The 17,445-nt window shown below is 68.0% G+C and carries 16 protein-coding genes; 11 read left to right on the top strand and 5 right to left on the bottom strand.

Features of this window, described 5'->3' with window-relative positions; genetic code table 11:
• Nucleotides 1-2: 2 nt before the first annotated feature.
• The 3 genes from GTW51_RS17305 to uxaC all read right to left on the bottom strand — a co-directional run bounded on the left by GTW51_RS17305 (nucleotide 3) and on the right by uxaC (nucleotide 3,032).
• The gene (locus tag GTW51_RS17305) at nucleotides 3-518 is read right to left on the bottom strand and encodes a TRAP transporter small permease (protein WP_163045296.1); all 516 of its coding nucleotides are present in this window, start codon (nucleotides 516-518) and stop codon (nucleotides 3-5) included.
• A gap of 79 nt (nucleotides 519-597) precedes the next feature.
• Nucleotides 598-1,581 (bottom strand): TRAP transporter substrate-binding protein, encoded by a 984-nt coding sequence (locus tag GTW51_RS17300; RefSeq protein WP_425483275.1) that lies wholly within the window; start codon nucleotides 1,579-1,581, stop codon nucleotides 598-600.
• 44 nt (nucleotides 1,582-1,625) lie between these two features.
• Entirely contained in the window at nucleotides 1,626-3,032 is a 1,407-nt protein-coding gene (gene uxaC / locus GTW51_RS17295) for a glucuronate isomerase (RefSeq protein WP_163045294.1), read from the bottom strand.
• 69 nt (nucleotides 3,033-3,101) lie between these two features.
• Here uxaC and GTW51_RS17290 point away from each other — a divergent pair, with 69 nt between their 5' ends.
• From GTW51_RS17290 to GTW51_RS17275, 4 genes are all read left to right on the top strand, one after another.
• The gene (locus tag GTW51_RS17290) at nucleotides 3,102-3,806 is read left to right on the top strand and encodes a GntR family transcriptional regulator (RefSeq protein WP_163045293.1); all 705 of its coding nucleotides are present in this window, start codon (nucleotides 3,102-3,104) and stop codon (nucleotides 3,804-3,806) included.
• Between the two features lie 56 nt (nucleotides 3,807-3,862).
• Complete coding sequence (gene uxuA, locus GTW51_RS17285) at nucleotides 3,863-5,059, top strand: mannonate dehydratase (protein WP_163045291.1); 1,197 nt, start codon at nucleotides 3,863-3,865, stop codon at nucleotides 5,057-5,059.
• Between the two features lie 2 nt (nucleotides 5,060-5,061).
• Entirely contained in the window at nucleotides 5,062-5,958 is an 897-nt protein-coding gene (locus GTW51_RS17280) for a sugar kinase (RefSeq protein ID WP_163045366.1), read from the top strand.
• A gap of 107 nt (nucleotides 5,959-6,065) precedes the next feature.
• Nucleotides 6,066-7,694, top strand: coding sequence for a serine hydrolase (locus GTW51_RS17275; protein ID WP_163045290.1), 1,629 nt, complete (start codon nucleotides 6,066-6,068; stop codon nucleotides 7,692-7,694).
• 16 nt (nucleotides 7,695-7,710) lie between these two features.
• On the opposite strand, the gene GTW51_RS17270 is transcribed toward GTW51_RS17275, so the two are convergent.
• The gene (locus GTW51_RS17270; protein WP_163045289.1) at nucleotides 7,711-9,225 is read right to left on the bottom strand and encodes a UxaA family hydrolase; all 1,515 of its coding nucleotides are present in this window, start codon (nucleotides 9,223-9,225) and stop codon (nucleotides 7,711-7,713) included.
• A gap of 189 nt (nucleotides 9,226-9,414) precedes the next feature.
• Here GTW51_RS17270 and GTW51_RS17265 point away from each other — a divergent pair, with 189 nt between their 5' ends.
• The 5 genes from GTW51_RS17265 to GTW51_RS17245 all read left to right on the top strand — a co-directional run bounded on the left by GTW51_RS17265 (nucleotide 9,415) and on the right by GTW51_RS17245 (nucleotide 14,272).
• A complete protein-coding gene (locus tag GTW51_RS17265) occupies nucleotides 9,415-10,395 on the top strand; it encodes a sialic acid TRAP transporter substrate-binding protein SiaP (RefSeq protein WP_163045288.1) in 981 nt (326 codons plus the stop codon).
• A 68-nt stretch (nucleotides 10,396-10,463) separates the two neighbouring features.
• Nucleotides 10,464-11,045 carry a TRAP transporter small permease gene (locus tag GTW51_RS17260; RefSeq protein WP_163045287.1) on the top strand — a complete coding sequence of 194 codons (582 nt, stop codon included), beginning with the start codon at nucleotides 10,464-10,466 and terminating at the stop codon, nucleotides 11,043-11,045.
• Nucleotides 11,046-11,139: 94 nt separating this feature from the next.
• Entirely contained in the window at nucleotides 11,140-12,420 is a 1,281-nt protein-coding gene (locus tag GTW51_RS17255; RefSeq protein WP_163045286.1) for a TRAP transporter large permease, read from the top strand.
• Nucleotides 12,421-12,463: 43 nt separating this feature from the next.
• Nucleotides 12,464-13,078 carry a glutathione S-transferase family protein gene (locus GTW51_RS17250; protein ID WP_163045285.1) on the top strand — a complete coding sequence of 205 codons (615 nt, stop codon included), beginning with the start codon at nucleotides 12,464-12,466 and terminating at the stop codon, nucleotides 13,076-13,078.
• 12 nt (nucleotides 13,079-13,090) lie between these two features.
• Entirely contained in the window at nucleotides 13,091-14,272 is a 1,182-nt protein-coding gene (locus GTW51_RS17245) for an acetyl-CoA C-acyltransferase (protein ID WP_163045284.1), read from the top strand.
• Nucleotides 14,273-14,342: 70 nt separating this feature from the next.
• Here the strand turns inward: GTW51_RS17245 and GTW51_RS17240 are convergent, their stop codons facing one another.
• On the bottom strand, nucleotides 14,343-15,242 hold the full coding sequence (locus GTW51_RS17240; RefSeq protein ID WP_163045283.1) for a hypothetical protein: 900 nt from the start codon (nucleotides 15,240-15,242) through the stop codon (nucleotides 14,343-14,345).
• Nucleotides 15,243-15,454: 212 nt separating this feature from the next.
• Here GTW51_RS17240 and GTW51_RS17235 point away from each other — a divergent pair, with 212 nt between their 5' ends.
• Both GTW51_RS17235 and GTW51_RS17230 read left to right on the top strand, forming a co-directional pair.
• On the top strand, nucleotides 15,455-16,177 hold the full coding sequence (locus GTW51_RS17235; protein ID WP_246233238.1) for a response regulator transcription factor: 723 nt from the start codon (nucleotides 15,455-15,457) through the stop codon (nucleotides 16,175-16,177).
• Nucleotides 16,174-17,427, top strand: a complete 1,254-nt coding sequence (locus tag GTW51_RS17230) for an ATP-binding protein (protein ID WP_163045281.1) — start codon at nucleotides 16,174-16,176, stop codon at nucleotides 17,425-17,427. The genes GTW51_RS17235 and GTW51_RS17230 overlap by 4 nt, the downstream gene beginning before the upstream one ends.
• Nucleotides 17,428-17,445: the final 18 nt, after the last annotated feature.

The raw sequence follows: 17,445 nt of genomic DNA, 5'->3' as shown, positions 1-17,445 counted from the left end.
CTTCAGTCCGCAATCGCGAAGGCGTTGGCGTTCTCGAGGCCGCTGAAGCGGCGCAGGATGCGCTCGACGGTGAACAGGATGGACAGGCCGCCGCCGACGATGAGCGGCAGGAAGCTGAGGCCGACGGACAGGCCGAGCGTCGGGATCACAGCGCCCCACGTGCCCTGGAGCAGCTGGGTCCCGTAGATCATCATCGCGAGCGCGAAACCGAGTACCGCGAGGTCCGAGATCGTGCGCAGGACGATTTTTCCCGTCGGCGGCATGACGTACATCAGCACGTCGAAGCCGAGGTGGTAACCCTCGCGAATGCCGACCGAGGCGCCCAGGAAGATGAACCAGGCCATCAGGATGACGGCGACGGATTCCGACCAGCTCGGGCTGCTGTTGAGCACGTAGCGGCCGAAGACCTGCCAGAAGATGACCAGCGTCATCGCCACGAGCCCGACGCCGGCGGCGTAGAGCGCGGCTTTCGCGAGGAGCCGAATGAAGGGGTCGATCGCGAGCAGTGCGTCACGCATGTGCGTGCGGCTTTCGTTCGTTGCGGGAATGGATGACGGGCACCCCCGGCTCGCGCCGGCGGGTGCCCGGTTCTGGGGCCTACTCGGTCGCCTGGATGCGGGCGACCATGTCCTTCAGGACGTCGCTGGTGACGTGCTTCTCGTAGACCGGCTTCATCGCGTCCATGAAGGGCTGCTTGTCGATCTCGCGGACGATCTCGACGCCGGCGTCGGTGACAACCTTCTCCGATTCCGCCTCGCGCGCCTGCCAGAGCTTGCGCATCTCGGCGACGCTGTCCTGCGCCGCGGTCCGGATGATCTCCTGGTCTTCCGGCGTGAGCTTCTCCCAGCTCATCTTCGACATCACGAGGATCTCCGGCACGCTCATGTGCTCGTCGAGCGTGTAGTACTTGGCGACCTCGTAGTGCTTGGAGGATTCCAGGCTCGGCCAGTTGTTCTCCGCGCCGTCGATGACGCCGGTCTGGATGGCCGAATAGACCTCGCCGTAGGGCATCGGCGTTGCGTTGGCGCCGAGCGCATTGACCATGTCGACGAAGACGTCGGATTGGATGACGCGGAACTTCATGCCCGCCAGGTCTTCCATCGAGTTGATCGGCTTCTTGGAGTTGTAGAAGGAGCGGAAGCCGGCGTCGTAGATCGCCAGTCCGATCATGTTGTGCGGCGCGAAGGACTCCAGCACTTCCTGGCCGATCGGCCCGTCGGTGACCGCATGCAGATGGTCGGTCGAGCGGAAGATGTAGGGCAGCGAGAACGCCCGCGTCGCCTCGACGACGTTGTTCATCGTGCCCATCGAGACGCGGTTGAGATCGATGACGCCGAACTGCGTCTGCTCGATCGTGTCCTTTTCCTCGCCGAGCTGCGCCGAATGATAGACCTCGACCGCGATGCGCCCGTCCGTGCGCTCCTTGATGAGTTCGCCCATGAACTCGACCGCCTCCACGGTCGGGTAGCCGTCCGGATGCGTGTCCGACGAGCGCAGGACGATTTCCTGCGCGAAGGCCGAAGACGCGAGACCGGCGAGCGCGGTGGCGACGGCGAGCCGTGTGGCGATAGTTCTGATCATGCCCATGTTGTGCTTCCTCCCAGAATGCAGCGGCGATGCCGCCGTTAGAGCCTGTAGGCCTCCTTGGCCAGGCGATAGGTGAGATCGTGCGCGACCTCGAACGCCTCGTCCTCGTCGAGGCGTCCTGTCGTCACGAGCTCGGCGAGATAGCCGCAGTCCACCCGCCGCGCGACGTCGTGCCGGGCGGGGATCGAGCAGAAGGCGCGGGTATCGTCGTTGAAGCCGACGGTGTTGTAGAAGCCGGCTGTCTCGGTGACCTGTTCGCGGAACCGCTTCATCCCCTGGAAGGAATCGTAGAACCACCAGGGTGGCCCGAGCCGCAGCGCCGGATAGACGCCGGCCAGCGGCGCGAGCTCGCGGGCATAGACGGTCTCGTCGAGGGTGAAGAGGATGATGGTGAGCCCCGGCTCCATTCCCACCACGTCCAGCATCGGCTTGAGCGCGTCGACGTAGTTCGTCGGCATGGGGATGTCGAAGCCCTTGTCGCGGCCGAACGCGGCGGCGACCGGACCCGAATGGTTGCGGAACGAGCCGGCATGGATCTGCATCACCATGCCGTCCTCGACCGAGAGCTTGGCCATCTCGGTCAGCATCAGGGCCCGGAACTGCTCGCGCTCGTCGGCCGAAGCGTGGCCGTCGCGCACGCGGTCGTAGAGCGCAGCAGCCTCGGCAGCGGAAAGACTGGCGGTGCGCGCGGTCGGATGACCGTGGTCCGTCGCCGTCGCGCCATGCTCACGGAAGAAACGCCGCCGCGCCCGATGCGCGTCAAGATAGCCGGCGAACGTGCCGGTGTCGCAGCCGGTCAGCTCGCCGAGCCGGACGAGGTTGGCGGCAAAGCCGGGAAAGTCCGGGTCGACGACCGCGTCCGGGCGATAGGTCGTGACGACGCGGCCGCTCCAGCCGCTCTCCTTGATGGCGCGGTGGAAAGCCAGATCGTCGAGCGCCCCCTCGGTGGTGGCGATGACCTCGACGCCGAAGCGCTCGAAAAGTGCCCGCGGGCGGAAGTCTTCCTGCGCCAGGCACTCTGCGATGCGGTCATAGGCCCTGTCGGCATTCTCGGCCGAGAGGCGCTCATCGATACCGAAGAGGTTCTGGAAGGCGTCGTCGAGCCAGAGCCGCGTTGGCGTGCCACGGAACAGATGGTAGTTCTCGGCGAAGCGCCGCCAGATCACCCGCCCGTCGGTCTCGACCGGCGAACCGTCGGCGGAGGGCACGCCCAGCGCCGCCAACGGCACGCCCTGCGAGACCAGCATCCGGAAAATGTAGTGGTCGGGCACAACGATCAGGTGCGCCGGGTCGGGAAAATGCTGGTTCTCGGCGAACCAGCGCGGATCGGTGTGGCCATGCGGGCTGACGATCGGCAGGGACCTCACGGTCTCGTAGAGCGACCGGGCCATAGCCCGCGAGCGCGCTTCAGTGGGAAACAGCCTGTCGTCCGCCAGAAGCGCCATGGTTCTCCTCACCCTCAGCTTGTGTGTGGACTGGTATGGTAGTATGCGAAGGGTGTCAAGAGGATGGCCATGCCGCACCAACCCGCTCTTTCAGCACCTGTTTTGCCTGCCCGCGGCACGATCGCGGATGCGGTGTTTGCCGAGCTGCGTCAGGCCATTCTCGAGCTGCGCCTGCCGCCGGGGACCGGCATTTCGGAGGCGGAGATCGCCCGCCGCATGGGCGTTTCGCGCCAGCCGGTGCGCGAGGCGTTCATCCGCCTGGCGCGGACCGGCTACCTCAAGATCCAGCCGCAGCGCCGCACGGAAGTCGTCAAGATCTCCGTCCGCGAAGTGCTGAATGCCCGCTTCATCCGGGAAGCTCTCGAGGTCGCGGTCGTTCGCGAGGCCTGCGAGGGCGAGCGCGCCGCGCTGGTGGAGAAGCTGGGCGCGAACCTGCAGCTGCAGCGCGCCGCCCAGGCCGCCGACGACCGGCGCGAATTCCACCAGCTCGACGACATGTTCCATCGCCTCATCGCGGAAGGCGCCGGCTGCGGCTTCGCCTGGACGCTGATCGACGAGCAGAAGGCGCAGATGGACCGGATGCGTTTCCTCTCCCTCGCCTTCGGCCAGCCGGCCGTCTACGACGACCACATGGCGATCTACGAGGCGATCAGGGCCGGCGACCCGGCCGCGGCGGAGGTCGCGATGCGCACCCATCTCGGCCGCCTCAACCAGCATCTCGTGCGCCTGAAGGCCGAGTTCGAGCAGTTTTTCGACGACGCGGAACAAGCCTGATCGTCGCCAATATTGACTGAGGCACCGCGAGACCGGGCCGGAAGACGGGGGAAGACATGCAGGAAACGTGGCGCTGGTTCGGCCCGCAGGACCGGATAGGGCTTCATGAGATTCGCCAGACCGGCGCACGGGGAATCGTCAACGCACTGCACGAAATCCCCTATGGCGAAATCTGGAGCGAAGCGGCAATCCGCGACCGCCAGGCGATCATCGAGGCCGATCCGACCCTCGGGCTGCGCTGGCAGGTGGTCGAGAGCCTGCCGCTGCACGAGGGCATCAAGCTCGGCGACGGCGACCTGTCGCGCATCTTCGACGCCTATCGCCAGTCGCTGCGCAATCTCGCCGCCTGCGGCATCGAGATCGTCTGCTACAATTTCATGCCGCTGCTCGACTGGACGCGCACGCAACTGGCCCAGCCCCTGCCCGGCGGCGGCAGCAGCCTGCGTTTCAACATGCACGAATATGTCGCCTTCGATGTTTTCATGCTGGAGCGGCCGGGCGCCGCCGACGGTCTCGCGCCCGATTTGCTGGCCCGCGCCAAGGCGTGGTTCGATGCCTCGGACGAGACCGAGCGCGAGCGCCTGCTTAGCGCCATAATGGCGGGCCTGCCCGGCGCCTACGAGCGCTACGACGTGCCGGGCCTGCGCGAGGTGCTGAAGCGCTATGACGGCGTAAGCCGCGACGACGTCCGGGCGAATTTCCGGCGCTTCCTCGAAGAGGTCGTCCCGACGGCCGAGGAGGTCGGCATCCGGCTCTGCGTCCACCCGGACGACCCCCCGCGGCCGCTTTTCGGCCTGCCACGCGTCGTCTCCAATGCCGACGACATCGCCTTCGTCATGGACTGCGTCGACTCGCCGGCGAACGGCCTGACGCTGTGCGCCGGCTCGCTCGGCGCCAACCCGGCCAACGACGTGCCGGCCATCGCCGCGCGTTTCGCCGAGCGCATCCATTTCGCCCATCTGCGCAATGTCGCCAAGGAAGAAGACGGCTCCTTCGAGGAAGCCGATCATCTGGGTGGTGACAACGACATGGTGGCGCTGATACGCGTCCTGCTTGCGGAAGAGCGCCGGCGCAAGACCGCCGGCCGCGCCGACTGGGAGATTCCGATGCGACCCGACCACGGCCACGAACTGCTTTCCGACGTCGGCCGCGGCACGCATCCCGGCTATCCGCTGATCGGACGGCTGCGCGGCCTCGCCGAACTGCGCGGCGTGATCGCCGCGGTGAACGCCATCGACGGTGCCGCCGCGTGAGCATGCCGAAGACAATCATCGTCTCGATCGGCGAGTGCATGGTGGAGCTCGCCTCCGCCGGAGACGGGCTCTACCGCAAGGGCTTTGCCGGCGACACGCTGAACACCGCCTGGTATCTGCGCCGCGAACTCGGCCCGGACTGGGCCGTCGCCTATCTGACCGCCCTCGGCACCGATGGCACGTCGGACGAGATGCAGGCCTTCTTCGCCGACGCCGGACTCGTGACGGATCACGTCCGCCGCATACCGGAGCGTATGCCAGGCCTCTACATGATCCATCTGGAAGGTGCCGAGCGCAGCTTCTCCTACTGGCGCGACAGCGCCGCAGCCAGGCTGCTGGCCGCCGATCCGGCGCATCTCGCCCGGGCCTTCGCGGCGGGCGACGCCTTCTACTTCTCCGGCATCACGCTGGCGATCCTGCCCGCGCCCGACCGGCAACGCCTGATCGAGTCGCTCGGCGCGGCCAAGGCCGCCGGCAAGACCGTCGCCTTCGATCCGAACATAAGGCCGCGGCTCTGGCCGAACCCGGCCGAGATGCGCGATGCGATCACCGCCGGCGCGTCGGTCTCGACGATCTGCCTGCCCAGCTTCCCGGACGAGGAAGCGGCCTTCGGCGACGCTTCGCCTGATGCGACGGCGGAGCGATATCTTGGCTGCGGCGTCGGCGAAGTGGTGGTCAAGGACGGCGCCGATCCGGCGCTGGTCGCGACCCCCAAACACCGCGAGCGCATCCAGCCCGCGACGATCACCGACGCTGTCGACACGACCGGCGCCGGCGACAGCTTCAACGCCGGATATCTCGCGGCGCGGCTCGCTGGCGTCCCGGCGCCCGACGCCGTCCGCCGCGGCCATGCGCTGGCCGGCGAAGTCGTCCGCCACTATGGCGCGCTGATCCGCTGACGCGGCAAACCCTGCCTCCCGGCGGCGGGATTTCCCCATCCGTCTGACCTAGCGTAAGCTTCCGCGGCCGGCAGCTTTCAGCCGGCTTGACGCGAGGGAGCACCGCGATGATCCGGTTGGCTGTTCTGGCAATATCCCCAAGGCTGCTTTGGCCTCTCCTCGGCGCCTTCATCGGTCTCGTGCCGGCGCCTGCCGGCGCCGACGATGCGGAATCGTCGCCAGCGACGCTCCTCCCCGCCCCCATCGCGCCGGTGCCGCCGCTTCTTGACCGGCAGCACGTGGAGGCCGCCGTCGGCCGACTCGACGACGTCGTCGAGGCCGCGATGGCGAAAACCGGGATCCCCGGCGTCGCGGTCGCGGTCGTCTACAGGGACGAGATCCTTTATGCCAAGGGCTTCGGCCTGCGCGAGATCGGACAGCCGGCGCTTGTGGACACCGACACGGTGTTCATGCTCGCGTCGGTATCGAAGCCGATCACCTCGACGATCCTCGCCCGTCTCGTTGGCGACGAGCTGTTCGACTGGGATGATCCGGTGCGCGGCCACGATCCGTCCTTCGCGCTGTCCGATCCCTATGTCACCGAAAACGCGACCTTCTCCGACCTCTTGTCGCATCGCTCGGGGCTGAACACCGGAGCCGGGGATCTCCTGGAGGATCTCGGCTTCGACCGCGAGACCATCCTGTCGCGGCTCGATCAGCAGCCGCTGGACCCGTTCCGCTCCACCTACCACTACAGCAATTACGGCTATACCGCAGGCGCGGTCGCGGCGGCCAAGGCTGCCGGCGAGCCATTCGAGGATCTGGCCCAGCGACTTCTGTTCGAGCCGCTCGGCATGAGCCGATCGAGCTTCCGCCACGCGGATTATTTGAGCCATGCGAACCGGGCGCGGATCCATGTCCGCGTCGGCGATCCGGCCGAGCGGCGCTGGGAAGCGCGCTACGACCGCATGCCGGATGCCCAGGCACCGGCCGGCGGTGCCAGCGGCTCGATCTTGGACCTTGCGCAATATCTGCGCCTGCAGCTGGGCGCAGGCACCTTCGAGGGCGAGCCCATCGTCGGTGCCGGTGCGTTGGCGACCACCCATCTGCCGCATATCGCGGGGCGCCTGCCGGCCGACCCGACCGAGCGGGCCGGCTTCTACGGGCTGGGGTGGAATGTCGGCTATGACGATCTCGGCCGCGTGACGCTCGGCCATTCCGGTGCATTCGTCCTCGGCACCTCGACGGCGATCCTGCTGCTGCCGGGCGAGGCGCTCGGCATCGCCGCCGTCACCAACGGCGAGCCGATCGGCGTGCCCGAGGCGATCGGCTCGACCTTCATGGACATCGCCCAACATGGCGAGCAGACCGTCGACTGGCTGAGCTTCATCGGCGGCTTCTTCGCCCAGATGATGGCCGCGGAGCGGGACGGACCCGATTATGCCGAACCGCCCGCCCGCGCCGCACCGCCGCGCACCGACGACGCCTATGCCGGCACCTATGACAACAGCTATTACGGCCCGCTTGTGGTCGAGGCCGACGATGGAATGCTGTCGATGAAACTGGGCCCCGCCGACGCGCCCAAGCGCTTCCCGCTCACCCCCTACGATGGCGACGTCTTCACCTTCGAGCCGATCGGCGAGAATGCCGCGCCGCTATCCGCGGTGCGGTTTCGATCGGGTGGCGATGGCAGCGCCAACAGCGTGACGCTGGAATTCTACGACCGGGCCGGCCTCGGCACGTTCCACCGCAACTGACCGGGCGAGCCCCGCCTCACATCGTCGCGCCGATCTGCCAGGGCACGAACTCGTAGTCGCCGAGGCCCTGGGCCTCTGACTTCGACGCCTCGCCCGAGGCGACGCGCAGCAGCAGTTCGTAGATCTCGCGGCCGGCCGTCTCGATCGACATGCCCTCGGAGACGATGCGCCCGGCGTCGTAGTCCATGTCCTCTGTCATCCGCCGGTACATCTCGCTGTTCGTCGCGATCTTGATCGACGGCGCCGGCTTGAAGCCGGCCGCCGACCCGCGCCCAGTGGTAAACGCCACGAGGTTGCAGCCCGACGCGATCTGGCCGGTCACCGAAGCCGGATCGTAGCCGGGCGAATCCATGAAAACGAAGCCCCGCGCCGTGATCGGCTCGGCGTAGCGGAAGACCCCGGTCAGCGGCGAGGTGCCGCCCTTGGCGGCGGCGCCGAGCGACTTCTCGAGGATCGTCGTCAGCCCGCCCTTCTTGTTGCCGGGCGAGGGATTGTTGTCCATCGAGCCCTTGTTGCGCGCGGTGTAGTCCTCCCACCACTCGATCAGTCTCACGAGCTTCTGCCCGGTTTTCTCGTCGATGGCGCGGCGGGTCAGCAGGTGCTCGGCGCCGTAGATCTCCGGTGTCTCCGCCAGCACCCCGGTGCCGCCCTGCGCGACCAGGAGGTCGCAGGCATAGCCGAGCGCCGGGTTGGCGGTGATCCCGGACCAGGCGTCGGAGCCGCCGCATTGCAGCCCGACCATCAGCTCCGAGGCCGGGCATGGCTCGCGCGTCGCGGCATTGGCGATCGGCAGCATGGCGCGGATCTTCTCGATGCCGATCTCGACGGTGCGGCGCAGGCCCGCGACGTCCTGGATGTTCATCGCCTGGAACATCGGGCCCTTCTCGATGCCGTAGGCCTCGAGCAGCCAGTCGATCTGGTTGACCTCGCAGCCGAGCCCGACCATCAGCACGCCGGCGACGTTGGGGTGGCGCGCATAGCCCCACATTACCCGCTGCAGCGCGTCGAACCCCTCCCCGTCGCCGCCCATGCCGCAACCGGTGCCGTGGACATAGGCCGTGACGCCGTCGACGTTCGGGAAGGCCGCCAGTTCCTCCGGCCTGAAGGCCTCGGCGATCTTGCGGGCGGCCGTCGCCGAGCAGTTCACCGAGGTGAGGACGGCAATGGTGTTGCGCGTCCCGACCCGCCCGTCGGCTCGGCGATAGCCCATGAACGTGTCGCGCGGCGCCTCGGGCACCATCGCGACAGGCCGCAGATCCGTGGCGAAGTCGTAATTATGCGCCGTGCCGCGGAACGCGACATTGTGGGTGTGGACATGCGCGCCGGCGGCAATGTCCTCGGCGGCGTAGCCGATGATCTGCGCGTATTTCATCACCGGCTGGCCAGCGGGGATCGTCCGGGTCGCGATCTTGTGGCCGCGCGGGATCAGCCCGAGCGTCAGCGTCTCCTCGACCGCCGTGCCGGCCTCCAGGGCGCGCAGCGCAGTGACGACGTTGTCGGATGGGTCGAGGCGGACCGTCGGCGTGGTCATGGTCGGGGAGTTCCTGCATTCGCGGTCGCCCCGGCGCCGGTGCGATCGGTGATGGTGGGTATCGCCATCCGCGGATGGGCTGCGCCCGCCAAAGCGGCGCGCCGAAGAATACCACATCGCGCCATTGCGCTTCGACGCGCAGCCAATATGATGGCCAAAAAAACAGTGTATACATTAGGGAGGAAGAACATGAAACATACGCGCCAGAAGTTCGTGCTGCTCGCGTCGGCGGCCGCGCTAGCGATGTCCGCCAACGCCGCCTCGGCGGAGACGGTGCTCAAATGGGCCCATGTCTACGAGGCCAGCGAGCCCTACCACACCTGCGCCGTCGAGACGTCGGACAAGCTCAAGGCAGCCACCGAGGATCGATACGCCATCGAGGTGTTCCCGGCGTCCTCGCTCGGCAAGGAGGAGGACATCAACGAGGGGCTCGGCCTTGGCACGGTGGACATCATCTATACCGGCCAGCTCTTTGCCGGCCGTGCCTTCGGCGCGGTGGCCATCGGCGGCGCACCCTACATGTTCCGCAACTACGACCACTGGGACAAGTTCCGCTCGTCGGACCTCTTCGCCGAGCTCGCCGAGGGCTATCGCGAGGCCTCTGGCAACCACATCGTCGCCACCACCTATTACGGCCAGCGGCATGTGACGGCGAACAAGCCGGTCCTGAAGCCCGAGGACATGGCCGCCATGAAGATCCGCGTGCCGAACGCGCCGCTCTACATGATGTTTCCCAAGGCGGTCGGCGCAAACCCCACCCCCATCGCCTTTGCCGAAGTATACCTTGCACTGCAGCAAGGCACGGTCGACGGGCAGGAAAACCCGCTGCCGACGATCCAGGCGAAGAAGTTCCACGAGGTCCAGTCGGACATCTCGCTGACGGCCCATATCAACGACGCGCTGCTGACCATTATCGGCGGCCCGACCTGGGACCAGATGGACGAGGCCGACCGCGAAGCCCTGACCGGCCTTCTGAAGGAAGCTTCCGACTGCGCCACCACGCAGGTTCGCGAAACCGAGGCGGAACTCGCCGCCTGGTTCAAGGAGCAGGGCGTCAACGTCCACGAGGTCGACGTCGCGCCCTTCCGCGAGGTGACAATGGAACTGCACAACGGCCCCGACGCCACCTGGGAACAGGAGGTCTACGATCGCCTCCAGGCCATCGAATAGGCGCTTCGGCTGGATCATCCCGGGCGGCCCTGCCGCCGCCCGGCCTCACGCAGGCAGCGGAGACGACGATGGCATCAGACGCCCAGAGACCGGAGCCCGAAGCGGGCATCCGGGCGGAAGAGCCGAGCGCGCTCAGCTCCGAGCCGGTCGACCTGTCGGACATCCGATGGAGCGACGGGCTGGTGCTCTTCGTCTTCTGGCTCCTGTCCTTCGTGGTCTTCCTGCAGTTCTTCACGCGCTACGTGCTCAACAACTCGCTCGGCTGGACCGAGGAAGTGGCGCGCTTCCTGCTGATCGGCGTCACCTTCATCGGGTCGGTCATGGCGGCTCGCAAGGAAAGCCACATCGCGGTCGAGCTGTTCTACCGCTATCTCTCGCGCCGCGGCCGCTACGTGGCGCAGCTGACGGTCGACGTCATCTCCCTCGTCTTCTTCGCGACGATGGGCTGGTTCTGCGCCGAACTGGCGACCAAGACCCAGCAGATGATGGTCTCGATCGACGTGCCGAAATCCTGGATCTACTGGGGTGTCACCGCCTGCTTCGCCTTCATGGCGCTCTACGCGCTTCTTGCCCTCGTGCGGCACCTGCGCACCGGCACCAGCCGGCTGATCGACCCGGAACGCTTCGCTCTCACCGGTACCGGCCTTTGACGCCGACACCTGCCGCTCCGCGACGCCGCCCACCGCAACCGCCGGCGGAAGCCCTGCGCGACCGCCGCCCGTCGTCCCACGTCGACAGGTCCCCATGCTCCTGATCCTCCTCTTTGCCTCCCTTCTCGGGATGATCATCCTCGGCGTGCCGGTGGCCATCGCACTCGCCGGCTCGTCAGCGATCTTCATCCTGGTCGAGGGCCGGGTGCCGGACGTCGTCGTCATCCACCGCATGATCAACGGCGTCGATTCCTTCCCGCTGCTGGCCATCCCGTTCTTCATCCTCGCCGGCAATTTGATGAACGCCGCCGGCATCACCGAGCGGATCTTCGACTTCGCCAAGGCGATCTTCGGCTGGATGCGCGGCGGGCTTGGCCACGTCAATGTCGGCGCATCGGTGATCTTCGCCGGCATGTCGGGCGCCGCCGTCGCCGACGCGGGCGGCCTCGGCGCCATCGAGATCAAGGCGATGCGCGACGCCAATTACGAGCCGGATTTCGCCGTCGGCATCACCGCCGCCTCCTCGACCATCGGCCCGATCATCCCCCCATCGCTGCCGATGGTGATCTACGGGGTCGTCGCCGGCGCCTCGATCGGCCAGCTCTTCGCCGCCGGCTTCATCCCCGGTCTCCTGATGGCGGTGTCGCTGATGGTGATGATCGCCGTCTATGCGCGCATGCGGGGTTATCCGATCGACCAGCCCTTCCGCCTGTCGATCCTCGGCTTCACCTTCAAGCGCGCCTTCCTGTCGCTGCTGACGCCGGTGATCATCGTCGGCGGCATCCTGTCAGGTGCCTTCACCCCGACCGAGGCGGCGATCGCCGCCTGTGCCTGGGCCCTCATCCTCGGCCTCTTCGTCTATCGCAGCCTGTCGCTGAAGCGCTTCCTGCGGGTCTCCTTCGACACGATCGAGACGACGGCCGTGGTGCTGTTCATCGTCGCGGCGGCCTCGATCTTCGCCTGGATACTCACCTCCAACCGGGCGCCCGAGCATTTCGCCTCGCTGATCCTGACCGTGTCAGAAAATCCGATTATCGTCCTTTTGCTGATCAACCTCATCCTGCTGGTGGTCGGCTGCTTCATGGAGACGGTCGCGGCGATCACCATCCTGACGCCGGTGCTCCTGCCGATCGCCATCAAGATGGGCGTCGATCCCGTGCATTTCGGCGTCATCATGGTGCTGAACCTGATGATCGGACTTTTGACGCCGCCCATCGGCATGGTGCTCTACGTGCTGTCGCGCGTTTCCGGCGTCCCGTTCGAGCGCTGCATGCGCGCCACCATGCCGTTCCTGGTGCCGCTGTTCTTCGTCCTGGGCCTCGTCACCTTCATTCCCGCGGTCACCATGTGGCTGCCGACCTTGCTCTATCGCTAGAGCCGGATAGCTTCGGGCGCCGAACACCAGCACGAGGCAGGACATGCGTCTTTACAAGAACCCCACCTCCCCCTTCGCCCGCATCGCCCATGTCGCGCTGATCGAGGCGGGCGTGGACGATCTCGACGTTCGGAATGTCGATCTCTGGTCGGATCCTGCCGAGCTCCTGGCCGCCAACAGCGCCGGCCGGGTGCCCTGCCTGGTGCTGGACGACGGCACCGCCATCGCCGAATGCCTGCTGATCGCCGCCTATGCCGAACAGCTGCGGCAGGCCGGCGACGACGGGGCCGGCGGGTGGGACCCAGCCTGCCTGGCGGTTGCCGGCACCGCACTCGGCGTCTGCGACGCGGCGGTTCAGACCATGATCGGCCGCCGCATCCTCAGCGGCGGCTTTCAGGACACGGGCTTCGACGAGCAGGATCTCGGCCGCAAGCGCCGCCACGCGATCATCGAGGGTCTGCGCGTCGTCGACACGGCCCTTGTCGGCCGCGACTTGGCAGACCTCGATCTCGGGCAGCTCGTCGCGATCGTCGCGCTGGACTACGTCGACATGCGCTTTCCCGCCGCCGACTGGATCCCGCCGACGCCGCATCTGCGGGGACTGCGCGACCGGTTCGCCGACAGGCCGTCGCTGGCCGCGACGCGGCCGCCTGCCTGAGGAGGCAGGCCGGTGCCGGATCTCGTCGTCATCCTCGCCGCCGCCCGCACGCCGCTCGGGAGCTTTCAGGGCGAACTCATGCCGCTGACCGCCCCGCAACTGGGTGCATGCGCCATTGCCGCGGCGCTGGAGCGCTGCGGCGGCGCGCCGGGTGACGTGGCGGAAGTGACGATGGGCTGCGTCCTGCCCGCCGGCCTCGGCCAGGCCCCGGCACGCCAGGCGGCGATCGGTGCCGGCCTGCCGACATCCGTTCCCTGCACCACCGTCAACAAGATGTGCGGCTCCGGCATGATGGCGGTGATGATCGCACATGACGGCCTCATCGCCCGCCCCGAAGGGCTGCAGGTTGCCGGCGGCATGGAGTCGATGTCCAACGCGCCGTATCTCCTGCCGAAGGCGCGTGGCGGCCTCCGGCTCGGCCACGGCGAGGTCCTCGACCACATGTTCCTCGACGGGCTGGAGGACGCCTACGACAAGGGGCGGCTGATGGGCAGCTTTGCCGAGGACGCGGCCGAGGCGTACCAGTTCTCCCGCCAGGCGCAGGATGAATTTGCCGCCGCCTCGCTGGCGCGGGCATTGGCCGCCGAAGGCCCGGAGACGCCGACCGAGATCGTTCCCGTGGCGACGACGACCCGAAAGGGCACGTCGACCGTGACCCATGACGAGCAGCCCCGGAAGGCGGACCCCGCCAGAATCCCTCTGCTGAGACCGGCGTTCCGGGAGGGCGGAACCGTCACCGCCGCCAATTCGTCGTCGATCTCCGACGGCGCGGCGGCGTTGGTCCTGTCGCGCAAATCCTTTGCCGAGAAACGAGGGCTCGCGCCTTTGGCGCGGATCGTCGCGACCAGCCGCTTCGCCGGCGAGCCGGCCCGGTTCACCTCCGCACCGGTAGAGGCCATCCGCCGCGTGCTCGACGCCGCCGGCTGGCGGCTCGGCGACGTCGATCTCTTCGAGGTCAACGAGGCCTTCGCGGTGGTGCCGATGATCGCCATGCAGGATCTCGGCATTTCGCACGACATCATGAACGTCAATGGCGGCGCCTGTGCGCTCGGGCACCCGATCGACGCCTCCGGCGCCCGGATCCTGGTGACCCTCGTCGCGGCACTTCGCCAGCGCGGCGCAAGGCGCGGCATCGCCGCGATCTGCATTGGCGGCGGCGAGGCGACCGCGGTGGCTCTCGATATGCCGGACTGATCCTCCCGCAAACCGAAACGGCCGGTCCCGCGAGGGACCAGCCGTTTGGCATCAGTCGATGGCCCTTCGGTCAGTCGCGATCGTGCTTGGGGCCCTTGCCCTTGCCGTCTTCGGCGTGGTTGCGGTGATGCTCGCCGTGACCCGGCTTGCCGTGCCGCATCTCGCCATCACGGCCGCCGCGACGCTCGCGCATCTCCGCGCGGTGCTCCTTGCGCGCGTCCCGCATCATCGAGCGCACCAGGCTGCGCGCCGTGTCGATCTGCTCGGGGGTCAGCGTCTGCTGCAGGTCGGCCAGTGCGGCCTTCAGCGTCTCGGCCCGCTCGCCCTGCTCGATCGCCCGGTCGGCCATACGGTCGAGCATCATGAAGCCCGGTCCGGCTGCCTCTGCCGCGACGGTGTCGTCGGCATCGTCAGCGGTGTCGACCGAGTCTGCGCCTTCATCGGCATCGTCGCCCGGCAGTTCGACCTGATCCTCGATCGTCTCTTCGAGCTGCGAATCCTCGAAGGCGCCCGGCGCCTCAGGCGCCGCCCCGGCGTTCGGCATCATCATGCGGCCGCCACGACGCGGACCCATGTACGGCGGCTGCGCGCCATCGGCGAAGGCGACGAGAGCGCCGGAAAAGGTCCGCCAGGCGGCCATCTGGTCCGGCTGCACGCCGATCCCGGTCTCGATGGCGGCAAGCGCACCGGCGACCTTGGCCGGCGAGAACATCCGCATCATCTGGCCGTGGTGGCCGCCGCGCGGGCCATGATGGCCGCGCTGCATGTGGTGACGACCGCCGCGCTCACGTCCCATGCGGGGACCGTCGCCGCGCTCAGCGCCTGGCGTCGCGGGACCGGCCTGGGTTGCGCCGGCCGGGCCTTGTGTGGGTGCCTGGGCATAGGCGGCACCGGTGCCGGCCATAAGCGCCGCGCCGAGCAGCGCGATCAGTTTCGACGGGCGGCGGGAATTCATGGAAAGACGGGTCATGCGAATATCCTCTCGTTCGATGACTGGTGGACCCTGAACCTAGGCGCCGGATGTTGCCGTCTTGCGGCCAAGTGTTGCGAAACATGGCCACGCGGCGGAGAGTTGTTGCAAAACGTTGCCAAAGCGCGCCCTGCAACCTCGCGTTACAAGAATTCCCTCGCCTCGCGCCTCGGCCCCGGCGAGAAAAGATGACGAGCCTCAGGATGCGCAGCATGAGCCAGCCCCACATTCTCGTCGTCGACGACGACCCGGAAATCGGCCGCCTTCTCGGGCGCTATCTCGAGAGCCAGGGATTTCGCTGTTCGATCGCCGCGTCCCGGCGGGCCTGCGAGCAGAAGATCGGCGATTCCCGCATCGACCTCGTCGTGCTCGACGTGATGCTGCCCGACGGCTCCGGCCTCGACATGTGCCGGGATATGAAGGAGCGCCGGCCGGACATGGCGATCATCCTTCTCACCGCCCTCAAGGAGGATGTCGACCGCATCATCGGCCTCGAGCTCGGCGCCGACGACTATCTCGGCAAGCCGTTCAATCCGCGCGAGCTGGCGGCGCGGATCCGGGCAGTGCTGCGGCGCGGCGGCGAGGCCCCCGCCGAGCGCGCGCCGGCGCTCTATCATTTCGACGGCTTCTCCGTCGACCCGGAGCGCCGCATCGTTCGGGCCGCGGACGGCGAGGAGATCGTCCTCACCGGCGCCGAGTTCGACATGCTGATGATCTTCCTCGACCGGCCCGGCCGCGTGCTGTCGCGGGACGTGCTGATGGACCTCCTGCACGGGCGCACTGCAGATCCCTTCGACCGATCCGTCGACGTGACGATGAGCCGCCTGCGCCGCAAGTTCAGCGACGGCGGCGTGTTCCGCCTGTTCAAGACCGTCCGCAACGGCGGTTACCAGTTCGCCGCGCGGGTCGACCGGCGCGAGGAGCCCGAGCAATGAGCTCGCTGCGGGCGCGATTCGCGATCCTGCTGGTCCTGGCGATCGTCGGCGTCGTCGCCATCGCCGCGGCGGTTTCGGTCCAGGTCATCGAGCGGCCCGACCGCGAGAGCTTCCGCCAGACCTTTTCGGAGGAGGTGCGGATCCTCGCCTCGGTGCTCGCAGACGACCCCTCCGCGGCCGAACGGCACGGCATCGTCACCGCCGGAGAGCCGCTGCGCGAGCCGGGCTTCATGGTCCGCGAGGCGCGCGGCATCCAGGATTCCCTGACGCAGGCCGGTCTCGACATCCCCGTGCGCATCGTCGGCGATCCGGAAGCGCGCACCCGCCAGCTGGCGTTCGAGTTCGCGCCCGGCGAATGGGCCTATCTGCCCTATCCCGGCTTCCCGCCGCGCAATTGGCCGGTCTTCGTCTTCTATATGACTCTCGTCGTCGCCGGCGCCGCGGCGGTATCGCTGTTTGCCGCGACCAAGGTCACGCGGCCGCTGCGGCTGCTCGACGAGGCAGTCTCGACGGTCGGCACAGACGGCCTGCCGGCGCATGTGCCGGAGGACGGACCGGCGGAAGTCCGCGCCACGGCCGCGGCGCTGAACCGGCTGACCAGCCGGGTGCGCGACGCGATCGAGAGCCGCATGCGCCTCGTCGCCGCCGCCGGCCACGATTTGCGCACGCCGATGACGAGGATGCGCCTGCGGGCCGAGTTCCTGCCGGACGAGGATCGCGAGGTCTGGCTGAAGGATCTCTCTGAGCTCGACCGCATCGCCGACAGCGCCATCCGTCTCGTCCGCGAGGAGGTCGACCCCTCGCCCGGCGAGGCCATCGCGCTCGGGCCGCTGGTCTGCGAGATCGCCGCCGAGTTGCGCGAGATCGGGCGCATCGTGGAAGACGTCGACCCCGGCAAGGAGCCACTCTCCGCCGCCGCCCGGCCGTTCGCGCTGAAGCGCGCCTTGCGCAACCTGATCGACAACGCCGCGCTGCATGGCGGCGGCGCCCATGTCAGCCTCCGGCGCAACAGTAAGGAGGCGGTGATCGTCATCGCCGACGACGGACCGGGCATCCCCGAGGCGGTGATCGGCCGCGCCTTCGAGCCCTTCTTCCGGGTCGACCCCGGCCGGCGCCAGTTCAAGCCGGGTGCGGGGCTCGGGCTTGCCATCGCCAAGGAGATCATCGACGGGGCCGGCGGCTCGATCAGCATCGTCAACCGGCCGGGCGGCGGGCTGGAGCAGACCGTGAGGCTGCCGCTGGCGGCCTGACGGGCTCCGCAACAAAAG

The sequence above is a fragment of the Aurantimonas aggregata genome (genome assembly GCF_010500835.1).
GTDB classification, from domain to species: Bacteria; Pseudomonadota; Alphaproteobacteria; order Rhizobiales; family Rhizobiaceae; genus Aurantimonas; species Aurantimonas aggregata.
Note: the sequence above shows the minus strand (reverse complement) of the source record. Positions and strands in the feature narration are given on the sequence as shown.

Excerpts from the sequence above, each read along its gene's own strand:
- uxaC (WP_163045294.1), bottom strand. The coding sequence starts at position 3,032 with ATGGCGCTTCTGGCGGACGACAGGCTGTTTCCCACTGAAGCGCGCTCG.
- GTW51_RS17260 (WP_163045287.1), top strand. The coding sequence starts at position 10,464 with ATGGCATCAGACGCCCAGAGACCGGAGCCCGAAGCGGGCATCCGGGCG.
- GTW51_RS17235 (WP_246233238.1), top strand. The coding sequence starts at position 15,455 with ATGAGCCAGCCCCACATTCTCGTCGTCGACGACGACCCGGAAATCGGC.
- GTW51_RS17290 (WP_163045293.1), top strand. The coding sequence starts at position 3,102 with ATGCCGCACCAACCCGCTCTTTCAGCACCTGTTTTGCCTGCCCGCGGC.
- uxuA (WP_163045291.1), top strand. The coding sequence starts at position 3,863 with ATGCAGGAAACGTGGCGCTGGTTCGGCCCGCAGGACCGGATAGGGCTT.
- GTW51_RS17300 (WP_425483275.1), bottom strand. The coding sequence starts at position 1,581 with ATGATCAGAACTATCGCCACACGGCTCGCCGTCGCCACCGCGCTCGCC.
- GTW51_RS17250 (WP_163045285.1), top strand. The coding sequence starts at position 12,464 with ATGCGTCTTTACAAGAACCCCACCTCCCCCTTCGCCCGCATCGCCCAT.
- GTW51_RS17230 (WP_163045281.1), top strand. The coding sequence starts at position 16,174 with ATGAGCTCGCTGCGGGCGCGATTCGCGATCCTGCTGGTCCTGGCGATC.
- GTW51_RS17275 (WP_163045290.1), top strand. The coding sequence starts at position 6,066 with ATGATCCGGTTGGCTGTTCTGGCAATATCCCCAAGGCTGCTTTGGCCT.
- GTW51_RS17265 (WP_163045288.1), top strand. The coding sequence starts at position 9,415 with ATGAAACATACGCGCCAGAAGTTCGTGCTGCTCGCGTCGGCGGCCGCG.
- GTW51_RS17305 (WP_163045296.1), bottom strand. The coding sequence starts at position 518 with ATGCGTGACGCACTGCTCGCGATCGACCCCTTCATTCGGCTCCTCGCG.
- GTW51_RS17270 (WP_163045289.1), bottom strand. The coding sequence starts at position 9,225 with ATGACCACGCCGACGGTCCGCCTCGACCCATCCGACAACGTCGTCACT.
- GTW51_RS17255 (WP_163045286.1), top strand. The coding sequence starts at position 11,140 with ATGCTCCTGATCCTCCTCTTTGCCTCCCTTCTCGGGATGATCATCCTC.
- GTW51_RS17240 (WP_163045283.1), bottom strand. The coding sequence starts at position 15,242 with ATGACCCGTCTTTCCATGAATTCCCGCCGCCCGTCGAAACTGATCGCG.
- GTW51_RS17280 (WP_163045366.1), top strand. The coding sequence starts at position 5,062 with ATGCCGAAGACAATCATCGTCTCGATCGGCGAGTGCATGGTGGAGCTC.